The 12,343-nt window shown below is 37.7% G+C and carries 11 protein-coding genes; 8 read left to right on the top strand and 3 right to left on the bottom strand.

The window, feature by feature from the left end; all coding sequences use genetic code 11:
• The first annotated feature begins 95 nt into the window (after positions 1–95).
• The 3 genes from NE257_RS04280 (at position 96) to NE257_RS04270 (ending at position 2,753) form a co-directional block, all read left to right on the top strand.
• Complete coding sequence (locus NE257_RS04280) at positions 96–959, top strand: hypothetical protein (protein WP_251885854.1); 864 nt, start codon at positions 96–98, stop codon at positions 957–959.
• On the top strand, positions 956–1,930 hold the full coding sequence (locus NE257_RS04275) for a hypothetical protein (protein WP_251885853.1): 975 nt from the start codon (positions 956–958) through the stop codon (positions 1,928–1,930). Before NE257_RS04280 ends, NE257_RS04275 begins: the two co-directional genes overlap by 4 nt.
• Before the next feature lie 97 nt (positions 1,931–2,027).
• Positions 2,028–2,753, top strand: coding sequence for a methyltransferase domain-containing protein (locus NE257_RS04270; protein ID WP_251885852.1), 726 nt, complete (start codon positions 2,028–2,030; stop codon positions 2,751–2,753).
• A gap of 43 nt (positions 2,754–2,796) precedes the next feature.
• On the opposite strand, the gene sstT is transcribed toward NE257_RS04270, so the two are convergent.
• Positions 2,797–4,077 (bottom strand): serine/threonine transporter SstT, encoded by a 1,281-nt coding sequence (sstT, locus tag NE257_RS04265; protein ID WP_040367301.1) that lies wholly within the window; start codon positions 4,075–4,077, stop codon positions 2,797–2,799.
• A gap of 419 nt (positions 4,078–4,496) precedes the next feature.
• On the opposite strand from sstT, the gene NE257_RS04260 reads away from it, so the two are divergent.
• The 5 genes from NE257_RS04260 (at position 4,497) to NE257_RS04240 (ending at position 9,791) form a co-directional block, all read left to right on the top strand.
• A complete protein-coding gene (locus NE257_RS04260; RefSeq protein ID WP_007208266.1) occupies positions 4,497–6,149 on the top strand; it encodes a peptide ABC transporter substrate-binding protein in 1,653 nt (550 codons plus the stop codon).
• Between the two features lie 24 nt (positions 6,150–6,173).
• Positions 6,174–7,262: a dipeptide epimerase gene (locus NE257_RS04255; protein WP_251851569.1), complete on the top strand. Its 1,089-nt coding sequence runs from the start codon at positions 6,174–6,176 to the stop codon at positions 7,260–7,262.
• Positions 7,259–8,146: a C40 family peptidase gene (locus tag NE257_RS04250; RefSeq protein ID WP_251885851.1), complete on the top strand. Its 888-nt coding sequence runs from the start codon at positions 7,259–7,261 to the stop codon at positions 8,144–8,146. Before NE257_RS04255 ends, NE257_RS04250 begins: the two co-directional genes overlap by 4 nt.
• Positions 8,147–8,163: 17 nt before the next feature.
• Positions 8,164–8,925: a serine hydrolase gene (locus NE257_RS04245; RefSeq protein WP_251869073.1), complete on the top strand. Its 762-nt coding sequence runs from the start codon at positions 8,164–8,166 to the stop codon at positions 8,923–8,925.
• 68 nt (positions 8,926–8,993) lie between these two features.
• Entirely contained in the window at positions 8,994–9,791 is a 798-nt protein-coding gene (locus NE257_RS04240; protein WP_251885850.1) for a GNAT family N-acetyltransferase, read from the top strand.
• Between the two features lie 253 nt (positions 9,792–10,044).
• Here NE257_RS04240 and NE257_RS04235 read toward each other — a convergent pair whose 3' ends face one another.
• Positions 10,045–10,893: a DegV family protein gene (locus NE257_RS04235; protein ID WP_251885849.1), complete on the bottom strand. Its 849-nt coding sequence runs from the start codon at positions 10,891–10,893 to the stop codon at positions 10,045–10,047.
• Between the two features lie 79 nt (positions 10,894–10,972).
• Complete coding sequence (locus tag NE257_RS04230; RefSeq protein WP_251885848.1) at positions 10,973–12,244, bottom strand: LCP family protein; 1,272 nt, start codon at positions 12,242–12,244, stop codon at positions 10,973–10,975.
• Positions 12,245–12,343 lie beyond the last annotated feature (99 nt).

The following is a 12,343-nucleotide window of genomic DNA, read 5'->3' as shown; positions in this document are numbered from 1 at the left end:
ATTCATTATAAAGGAAGGAAAAGGGATTGTTTTCAATCCCTTTTTTTCGTGTTTGATGATAAAATAAAAGGGTAAATGATAAAGGAGGTCTAAGCATGACGGAAGAAGAAGCTAGAGAATATAAAGAAGATGCGGCAGTCGATACGAATTTCGAAGCAATTAAAGATGTCGCCTCCCAAAACATTGGGTCTATGCTTAAGGATTTAACCGAGTTTGAAGAAGCCATTCGAACAGAAAATATCCCCGCTATTTACCGAATTTATAAGGGCCGCTTGCATCAAGAATTGAAAAATACTGCCAATAAAGATCATGAAATTGACGGGTTGCTGATGAAGAAATTGCATGACAGCTTTTTACAAGCCTTTCCTTTTATGAAATTAACGCAAAAAGTCAATCCAACTGTGCAATACTATCAATTAGGAAATTATTACCATGAGCGTCCAACAATTGGTTTAGATGCCAGTATTCCAGAGATTTTTGTCTTACCAGAGATTGAAGAAGAGTGGCAAACGCAACAGGCAGATGTAGACAATCCGCTAACAGCTGTAGAAAAGCAAATGGACGCGTTGACTGCTCGCTCAATCACAGCGGAGTCGGAATTAGTGGAAGTAGACGAGCAACTCCAAACATTGCGACAAACACTTGAAGAAAAGAAAGAAGCTTCAAAAGGCTTTTTTAATCGTTCAAAAACAGATGAGGATGTGGCAGAACTAACGCAGCAAATCGGAAAGTTAACTGCTCATCAAGAAGAGTTGCAACGGTTTGTAAACGACAAACAACAACTAGCCAACCAAAAAGAAAAATTAATGAATCATTATCAAGCATTGCGGTTACAGCGTGCCATTATTACCAAAGAATTGCGCTTAATCAACCGCCAGTTTGACTCATTTTCTTCTATGGGTACGCAACTTCAAGCCTTTATGAAAGACTATTTAGATGAGAGGGGTGTGCGCGGATGAGTGAAAAAGAAACAGACGTGACAGTAGAAGTGGTCGAAAAACAAATTTTGACCGTCGATGAACAAAGTAGTAATGCAACGACGTATGAGGCCACGCAACAACCTGCTGTTGATGACACTGCAGATTCTTACTATCTGTTTAAAGAACAAGAGCATGAAGAAATTTTGCAATATATTCAATCGGCAGAAGAAGAACTTGCTGACTTGAAATTACGAAAATTATTAATCGAAGCCGACTTTGAATCTTTATTAGATGGCTACAATCAATTTATCGTTCATGATACCGCTATTTCAGCGATCGCAAGAGCGAATCTTTTGGACTACTTCACGTATGAGCTATTAAAGCCATTGCGTACGATTGAATTGGCAAAATCTGATGCCTTTAACACTTGGCAAACCAAGCATTTTTTAACGAATTATCGTGTGAATGATGCGCACCAATTAGTGTTAAACTTTAAAATGAATGTTGTTGACAATCGTTTTGAAACAACCTACTTGCCATTAATTGTCATAGATACGCAGGCGATGAAAGTGACCGTATCAGAAAAAGATGTCTTAGAACTAATCCGTCTTTGGCATGTAGAAAAGGTCTTTTCAAGAAATCAGCTGTCACTCATCAACTATGATTTGAACAGTTTGTTGACCCACTTTAAGTCGCTTGGCTTTGAAGTATTGCCTAACTTTTTAGATAACTCGAATGCATTACTGGTGCACCTTGCTACTCAAGTAACCATTAGTGCGTCCATTTTAGATGAAATCTTTATTACAACGATGGAAGACGCTGATTACGAATTTGAAAAAGATGAGGATCAGAAATACACCATTCTCTTAAATCAAAATCAATCTGTCAGCTTTGACTTGAATCAAACACCAGTCATGTTAACGATTGATTCCAATACCCGGAAACGATCAATACTGGATTTTTTTACACATTATCCCTTTTTGGTGCCACTGATTGTGAAAGCCTCATGATGGAACAATAACTAATCAAGACATGTATGAGCAATCAGCCAACTTTTTCTCTCAAGCTGACTGATTGCTCACATATTCTTGTTTAAGGAGGGTGATAATGGATTACTTGGAAGAACAGCGACAATTTTGGGATGAGTTTGCGGATGAGTATTATGAAATCCAACAAGAATCATTTACAACAATTGTAGAAGATGTCGCGCAATATTTGCTTGAAACCAACTGTTTACCTTGTCAATTATTTGTCGATATTGCAGGTGGTTATGGCAAATACTTACCCGCGATTGCCCCATATGTCACTCAATACTTGCTAGTCGACTTTTCGGCTAATATGCTAAAGCAAGCTACCCATACCAATGATAACGTGCAATACATCCAATGCGATCAACAAACATTTTGTGCAAACTCCAATCCAGATCAATATGAGCTCGTCTTTTCGGCGATGAATCCAGCATTGAATACACTACAGCAGCTAAATGATTTGTTGCGGATGACGAAAAACCAACTTATTTTATTGCAAGTGGTTGACGATCAAGATACTGTCTTCACGCCATTAGAGCAATTTGTGTCAAATAACGTTGCCCCAGCCATTCCTTTCGAAAAATTTAAAAAATGGCTTGAAAAAGAGGGTATTCCTTGGGTGAATAAAACCTTCTCCTATCAACGAGAAGAACCCGTTACAAAAATATTTGTACAGGATTATTTTAAAGAAGAACTACAAAAAAATCCTGCTTTGAAAGAAAAAATTGATACATTGTTTGTCGATAGTGGAACAATTACAGCGATCCATAAAATTACCTTCGAATTACTAAGAATACTAAAATAAGCTCACTATCCGAGAGTGCACGTTTCGGATAGTGAGCTTATTTTTAATCGTTATCTAATGAAAAGTTCGTATCAGATAATTGAGTTGCTTGAGCGATCTTCACTCGCTTATTCACGTCGACAGGTTTACCCGCTTTATTTAAATCATAAAATTCAGCCGTAGCCGCAAATAACAAATCACTTGCTGAATTGACCGCGGTCTCCACGGAATCTTGAATCACGCCAATAATAAATCCAACACCCACAACTTGCATAGCCGTATCATTCGGAATATTAAATAAGCTACATGCCAAAGGAATCAGTAGGAGACTACCACCGGCAATACCTGAGACACCTGTAGCAGAGATAGCCGATAATAGACACAATAGAAAAGCTAATGTGATAGGGATTTGCATATCTAGCGTATGTGCAGCTGCTAACGTCATAACGGAAATGGTAATCGCTGCACCACCACTATTGGCTGTTGCTCCAAGTGGAATCGAAATTGAGTACGATTGACGATCAAGACCTAATTTTTCAGCTAATTCCATATTAATTGGAATATTGACAGCTGAGCTACGAGTGAAGAACGCTGGAATGCCACTTTCTTTCATCGTGTAAAAAGTTAATGGAAATGGATTTTGTCTGAGAAGTAAAAACACCATTAATGGATAAACAACAAATGCCACAAAGAGCATCGTACCCACGACAAGCAAAATAATTTTTAAGTAAGCAGCCATACCGCTTAAGCCAATTTCAGAAATAGTCGAAAAGACTAGCCCGACAATTCCTAATGGTGCAAATAAAATGACGCCTTGGATTGCTTTTGAGATTACTTCAGAGATATCAGATAAGACTTTTTTTGTCCCTTCACTTGCATGACGGAAACCTAGACCAAGGACACAGCCCCATAATAACAATGCTAAATAATTACCTTCTGAAATCGCGCTAATTGGATTGGCTACTGCATTGGTTAAAATGCCGCTTAAAATTTCTTGTAAATTATCTGGCGCTGTTTGGTTTTTTACAGCTTCAGGTAACACAAGACTCACTTTAAAGAGGTAACTAGCGACTACAGCAGTCAGTGCCGCAATAAATGTTGCTAGAAAGTACAAGACGATAACGGTCTTCATATGTGTCTTGGTCCCTTTTTTGTGTTTCGCCAAAGAATCAATAATCAAGAAGAAGACTAAAAGAGGTGCGATAGCTTTTAGAGCACCAATAAATAAATCACCTAAAATCGTTATAAAAGACCAAGAAGGTACCAACGTCCCTAAAATTGCTCCGATAATAATGCCACAAACAATTTGTTGAATCAGGCTTAGTCGCTGGATCTGTTGCCACAATTTCATAATTTAACCCCATTCTGTTTAATTTTATTTCTCAAATTATAGCAAAGAATAGTAGAGATAGACATACCTTTATTAAAAAAAGATGAATTAGATGAAAGAAATGCTAATAAAATAAGGTGACAGATAGAAAAAAGAAAACATTATTATCAATAATGAAAAATACGAACAAAAAAACGAAAAAAAAAGAGGTTTCCCATTTCGCTACATAAAAAATGAAATAGTTGAAATCCTTTATATATCAGTGTTTTTATTGAATGATTTGTGAATAAAAGACCGAAAATGATGCTAGAAAACGGACTAGCATCATTTTCAGCAATTTGTCAATGGGTGGTGCTGGTTGACTATTTTGTTATTTTTAATTAGAATTTAATGAAAATAAGTTAATAAAATAAAAAAATCTAGGGGGATTTGCAATGAAAAAAGGGAGTATGTCTCGAATCGGTTTTTCGATTCTCGGTTTAGCCTTATTAGGCGGGTGTTATAATAATCAATCAAGCACAGGAACTTCTACATCCAGTGAAACAAAGCAAGAATTTACACAATTGATCGGTTCTGAGTTGGCAACTGCAGATACATCGCTCGCAACAGATACATTAAGCTTTTATATGATTAATAACTATGATGAAGGCTTGTATCGTTTAGATGAAGACAACCAAGCCGTTCCAGCAGGAGCAGAAAGTTTAGCAGATGTGTCGGCTGATGGCAAGACGTATACAGTAAAATTACGTCAAGATGCAACATGGTCCAATGGTGATAAAGTAACTGCCAAAGATTATGTCTATGGTTGGCAACGAACTGTTGATCCAAAAACGGCATCACAATATGCATTTATGTTCTCGAATGTTGTCAATGCTGATGATATAGCCGATGGAAAAAAAGATGTCTCTGAACTTGGGATCAAAGCAGTAGACGACTATACATTAGAGATTACCTTAAACAAAGCAACACCTTATTTTTCATCACTGTTAGCTTTTCCATCATTCTTCCCACAAAATCAAAAATATATCGAAGAGCAAGGTACAAACTATGCATCAACAAGTGACCATTTAATCTTTAATGGACCATTTAAATTAGAAGGTTACGATGGACCTGGTATCGACACAGAATGGAAATTAGTAAAAAATGATACTTATTGGGATAAGAAGAATGTTAAATTATCTACTATTAATTTCTCAGTAGTCAAAGAGACGTCAACTGCTTATAATATGTTTGAAGACGGACAAGCCCAAGATATCTCACTAACTGGCGAGCTAGCCAAGCAAAAAGCAGATGACAAAGAATACGTTGCCGAACCACTTGCTGCTACTTTCTATGTGGAATTCAATCAAGCAGCCAGCGATTCACCATACCGCAATGCAAACTTGCGCAAAGCCATTTCATATGCAATCGATCGTGCAAGCCTAGTTGACAATATTTTAGGTAATGGCTCAGTCGTATCGACTGGTTTGGTGCCATCAGGAATGTCTTATAATTCTGAAACCAAAGCTGACTTCACCAAAGATGCGAATCTATCATTGGATTATGACCAAGCAAAAGCCAAAGAATACTGGGAAAAAGCAAAATCAGAATTAGGAATTACATCGTTAAGCTTTGATTTCCTTTCATCTGATACCGATGCAACGAAACAAGTTACTCAATACATGAAAGCTCAAATCGAAGATACTTTGTCAGGCGTTACGGTTAACTTAACACCGGTACCTGGTACTGTTCGACTTGATCGTGTAAACTCTGGAGATTTCCAAGTAGCCTTAAACAATTGGGTAGCTGACTACAATGACCCAAGTACGTTCTTGGATTTATTCCTAGAAGACAGCTCTTATAACCGCGGCAAATGGATTAACGCTGATTACAATAAAGCAGTCACAGCAGCGGCAAATGAAGATGCCAATGACGAAACAAAACGTTGGCAAGATATGATCGATGCTGACACCATCTTGAATGATGACATGGGTATCGTTCCATTGTATCAACCAAAAGAAGCGCACTTGCGTTCATCTAGTCTTAAAGGAATCGTAAGTCACCCAGCTGGTGCGCAATATGATTTCAAATGGGCATATATTAAATAACATTAATGAAAAGAGTCGTATCGTATGAAGATTAAAGAAGTTCAAACAGAACTCGTTCCAATTGCACTAAAGACACCATTCAAAACAGCACTGAGAGAAGTGCAGACATTGGATGTTGTACGCGTAAAAATCTATCTGGATAATGGGATTGTCGGTGTGGGGGAAGCTGCACCGACTCCTGCAATTACTGGTGACACGCAAGAAAGCATCTGGCATGATATTACACAATGTTATCGACCGTATTTATCGGGGCGAGAATTGAGCCACCCAATAAATATGTTAACTGAACTAAAAGAACTTGTTCCTCATGCGACAAGTGCAAAAGCAGCGATCGATATCGCTGTTTTTGACGCTCTAGCCAAACAAGCGCAACAACCACTTTATCAATACCTTGGTGGCAAGCAAGCGTCTTTACAAACAGATTACACCATCAGTATCGGCTCAAAGGAAAAAATGGTCGCTGATGCACAAGGCTATGTAAAGCAAGGCTTCACCGAACTAAAAGTCAAAATGGGACTAGATGATCCCGAAGTAGAAGTTGCTAAATTAAAAGCAATGAATCAAGCGCTGGATGGGAAGATTCAATTTCGAATTGATGCAAATCAAGGGTGGGAACCCCGTGAAGCAGTTGAAATTATCCAATCCTGGAAAGGCTTGCCCATTCAATTTATCGAGCAACCCGTGAAAGCACATGATTTGGACGGATTAGCTTTTGTGACGAAAAACAGTCCGTTTCCCATTATGGCCGATGAAAGTCTCTATAACTTAGCTGATGCACAAGCATTGATTCAGCACAAGGCTTGTCATATGTTTAATCTAAAATTGATGAAAACGGCAGGCATCCAAGGTGCATTAGAAATTTTTCAATTAGCACAAAAAGAACAAATCCCTTGCATGATGGGCTCAATGATTGAAGGATATGTGGGAATGGCCGCAGCCGTTCATTTTGCAGCAGGTATGAACACACTCGCGTATAACGACTTAGATGTTCCGTTTATGTGGAAGTTAACTGAGCAAGCGAAAAAACAGATGGGTTTTACCATCAGTAAAAATACCTTAACCTTATCCAATCAAGCAGGTGTAGGCATTTGGTTAGAGGAGGGACGAGCATGAAAGAAATCATTCAGAAACGCCATGTTTTTTTATGGAAACGACCAGAAGAAAATGCTGTTTTAACCACGATGAATCAATCCATTAGTGCAGAATTAGGCTTACTTACTGGCAAGGATGCCCTGTTGTTGCATGATGCTGATTTGGTTGATTCAGAGCTAGTCTTCGGCGACCCAGTCGAAGTCTTAACAGAAAAAGATGGCTGGAAAAAAATCGCAGCAATTGGACAAGGGAAAGTAGGAGAAGAGAAAGGGTATGAAGGGTGGATAGAAGCCGAGGATTCTATCCCGCTGACTTATCAGGTAGATGAGGTAGAGAAGGTAGCCATTACGCGCCAGTATGCACCTTTAAAATTTTGTGATGGGTTAGCATCTGAGGTCGAGTATCCCTTTGGCTGTGTCTTTCCAATTATCGAAGAATGGCCTACAAATTACTTGGTTCATACGCCACTTGGGCAAGCAACAATTGATCGGTATTATTGCCAAAAAACAAACGCCTTTACCGGAGAAGATTTAGCAAATAATCTTGTTCACCTAGCGAAACAATTTCGCGGACTCAGCTATGTGTGGGGCGGAATTAGTGGTTCTGGATTTGATTGTTCAGGTTTTGCTTATAGTTTGCATCGAGCACACGGTATTTTGATTGCAAGGGATGCGCATGAACAAGCCTTAGCTGGTAAAAAAGTAACCTTAGAAGAAGCGTTGCCAGGAGATTTACTATTTTTTGCGTATGAAGAGGGAAAAGGATTCATTCATCACGTGGGCGTCTATCTAGGTAGCAATCTCATGATTCACTCCCAAACACCTGGTTCAAAGGTATTAATCACACATATCATTGATACGAACTATCAAAAAGAACTCTGTATGATTCGCAGGTATTGGGAATGATAGTAGAGGAGGACTTAGTGAATGTGTGGCAGGGATTGATTGAAACCTACGCTGAGCAATTAGCTATGGGTATCTTAATACAAGATGGTCAAGACATACTTTTTTCCTACCAAGCAGAAAAACTATTTCCAGCAGCAAGTACCATTAAGCTAGGAATTGCGCTATATATTGCAGAGCATGAAGTCGATACTTCTAAGACCGTAACGCTAAAAACGCGTGTCGCTGGTGCAGGGGTACTCCATTTATTGACCAAAAAATCCACTTGGCAAATAGCTGAACTCATCCAGTTAATGTTGTCTGTTTCGGATAACACAGCAGCGAATGCCTTAATAGACTATTATGGTATGGCAACGATGCAATCTTGGCTACATCATAGATACCCAAGTGCGAACGTGCAACGCTATTTTATGGACTTTCACTCAGATAAACAAAATACACTTTCAGCACATGACGCTACACGAATGATTGCAGATATTTTCAAACCAAAAACTGGCTCAAATCAACACGTATATGATTTGATGAAAGATTCATTAGCAAACCAACAATTTCGTGAAGGCATATTTGCTAGCGTCACCGAAAAAGATATCCCACAACTACAACTTTATAATAAAAATGGCACATTAGATGGTATTTATCATGATGTGGGCAGAATCGTGTATCAGGAACGCAACTACAACTTTGCCATATTTACCGAGCAAAATACTAATAGCCAACCAATGATTGGTCAACAGTTTTTGCAACAATTTGGGGCTGCATTTTTTGTAAAAATCTTATCGTAAATAAAAAGGAGTGTGGCAGACTGTTGTTACACTCCTTTAACGATGGCTGTCATTATCGGAGGGAACTAATGGATCATTTAGCGTACACCTATCAAGCAGTTAAACTTATAACATCTATTCTATATGAAGACATCCATTCCCTAGAGAGTCGCTGTAGTGAATTTGAAGACATTCAATTGAAATTAGAACTAGATTTCAAGCGACAACAAGCAACTACAACTCCTGATGAAGATGCTACTCTGAATGAATTTCTCTGCTACCAAGGCACTAAACTTGTGGGTTATCTTGGCATTTGCTCATTTAGTGAAGAGGAGCTTGAAGTAAACGGAATGGTCGATCCAAACTATCGCAAACAAGGAATCTTTACACACCTTTTTTCCTTAGCCGATAAAGAAGTTCAGCGAAGACGTACACAAAAAATACTCCTTATTTGCGATAAAAACGGAGCAGAAGGCTTACGATTCATCAAACAAATCCCAACAAACTTTCATCATGCAGAATCTGATATGTATTTGCAAGTAATGCCCAATTTACTCGAATGTTCACCATTTCGTATAGAAGTCACTGAGGCCGATCCAGTAAACCATCGACATGTAGCAAGTTTTCATGGGCAACCGGTTGGCGAAGTTCGCTTAGAAGTTTTGCCTGGTTATGGTGGAATCTATGGGTTGGAAATTTATGAAGAATATCGTGGAAAAAAATTAGGTCGCGAATTATTAGTATGGGCCATTCATAAACTAATTGAATTTGATTGCAGGTCAATTTTTTTACAAGTAGATCAAACAAATGAAATCGCACTAAATTTGTATCAGTCGTTGAATTTCAAAGCAATAAATACATTACTTTACTATGAATTAGCAAAATAAAGCCCAAGCCAAAATTTTTCGGGTCAAAAGAGAGGTATTTACGCGAAAAAGGAGGGTGTAGCATCAAAATGAATGATTAAATAGCAGTGATTTTATTTTACTATATTTTAGTTTACATAATATATATTATACAAAGTTATATGGAAAAGAATAATGGTAAACTTGTCGTTCATTTCGGCTCTATTGATTGATTGGCCCCCTTCTTAATACACAAAAACAAGCATAACAAAGGATTTATGCTTGTTTTTGTTGTTTATTGTGCAGATATAGCTAAACCAATCGCTTTTTCTCCTAAATGAGTGCCAATAACTGGTCCAAAATGACCAATTTCAATAATTGCATTTGGGTATTCTTTTTGCAAATGTTCTTTTTCTTCTAGTGCCACACTTAAATTATTGGCATGAATCACATATAATTTTACCGGGTATGGAATATCATTTATACGTTGCCCGATAATTTTTTCAGCTCGTTTAAATGCTTTTTTACTCGAACGAATTTTTTCGAATAAGACAATTTTGCCTTGATCAAACGTTAAGATTGGCTTAATCTTCAATAAACCAGCAATTAATGCGGCGCCATTCGTTAAGCGACCACCACGAACTAGATTATTTAAATCTTCAACAATTAGATACGCATACGTATGGTCACGAATCTTATCCAGATGTGCTAAAATCGCCTGTATATCAAATCCTTCATCAAGGTCATCAAGTGCAGCTTCAACCATATGACCCATAGGCATACTAGTAATTAAGGAATCATAAGGGATCAGGTCTAATCCTTCGATATCATCTTTAAGTGTAAACAAAGTAGAATAAAAACCAGAAATTCCAGAAGAAAGATGAATACTAATGACAGTATCATATCCTTTTCTCTGCAAATCACGGTAGATTTCTATCGTTTCACCTAATGATGGTTGAGATGTCGTTGGAAATTCGGCGCTATTATTTAATAACTCATAATATTCATCTGGTTCAATATCAATTCCTTCATTATAACTCTTGCCATCAATAATGACTGGAATTGGTATAACATACAAATCTTTATGGCCACGTACTCTTTCAGGTATAAAAGCGGTACTATCAGTAACTATGGCTAACTTCATTTCATTTCCCCGTTTCAACAAGTTTTCACATAAATATAATATAGCATAAATAACTTGCTATTTGAAATATAAATCGCCTTTATTGTGCAAGAAACTTGCTAATAGCTTTTGTTTCAATATCATTATCAAAATAAATAACACTTTCCCCATCTGCTGTCGTCCCAAACTCCCATGTACTATCAACTGGAACAGATAATCGTTGCAAAGAAGATGCACCCTTGACTAATGAAAAACCAATTTTTGCATAGTAGCTAATCGGAATATCATTGGCAGTATATCCCAGTGCTTTTCCAGCTGCATAGGGTAACCGTAAAAGAGCCATCGGTGATTTTAATTGAGAAAAGATAGCAGTCATCACTTGTTGTTGTCTGCGAATGCGCCCAAAATCCCCCTCTTCATCATGTCGAAACCGAGCATATTGAAGCAACTTTAACCCATTCATCACCTGTTGACCCTTTTCAATTTGGATACCATCAAGATCGAGTGATTTTTCAGCATTAATTGCTACCCCATCAGGAAACAATGCATTCACAACTTTTTCAAAGGATTGAAAATCTACTGTTACGTAATACTTCGTGTCAATACCAAGGTTTTCTTTAATAGTCTTTCTTAATAACTCTGCACCACCATACGCATAAGCAGCATTTATTTTGGTAGAATTATACCCTGGGATATCGACATAGGAATCACGCATGATTGATATTAACTTTGGTGTTTTAGACTTGCCGGCAAAACTTAAAATCATAATGGTATCTGCCCGAGCATTTTCACCGTCACGACTGTCATTACCGATTAATAAAATATTTTTAGAGCCGTCTTCTGAAGTTACTCCATTGAAAGTTTGCGATTTTAGTGTTGAGGCTTCACTTTTTGCATCTTTTTGACCTAAGTAAAAGCCGCCAGCACAATAGCTAATGATCAGTACTAGTAACAATAGAATGAATTTTAAGATGCGGTGTTTTTTCTTTTTCTTGGTCTTTTTCTGTTTCGGCGATTTAGTAACTTGCGAGGATTCAACTACCTCAAGTTCACTATCGAAAGAATCGGTATGGTCTTCTGGATCGATTGTATCTTTATTCGTATTATAATAAATGGCTCTTCGTTGTTTTCTCTTTACATGCATTCGAGAAGGCTGCTTGTGCTCATAATAATAGTTAGCATACTCCTCATACGCTTCTGGCGTATCGTATTCGTTTGCTATATCTATTAGGTCATCAGTATCGGACCAATCTGTATCAAGGTAGTTATCTTCTTGTTCGTCTAATTGTTTTACCAGTTTTGAACGTCGATAAGCCTCTCTTGAGAATAGATCATTTTCACCATTCTTGTGGCGATCCATTCTTTTGCTCATTGCAGTTCCCCCTAAGTGACAGTATCTTCTACTATAGGATAACCTAGTATAAAACAATGTGAAAGTACTAATTAGAAAAAATTAACAATCTCCGCATAA

Source organism: Enterococcus italicus, from assembly GCF_023743875.1.
GTDB lineage: Bacteria > Bacillota > Bacilli > Lactobacillales > Enterococcaceae > Enterococcus_G > Enterococcus_G italicus.
This window is presented reverse-complemented; position numbering and strand designations above follow the sequence as displayed.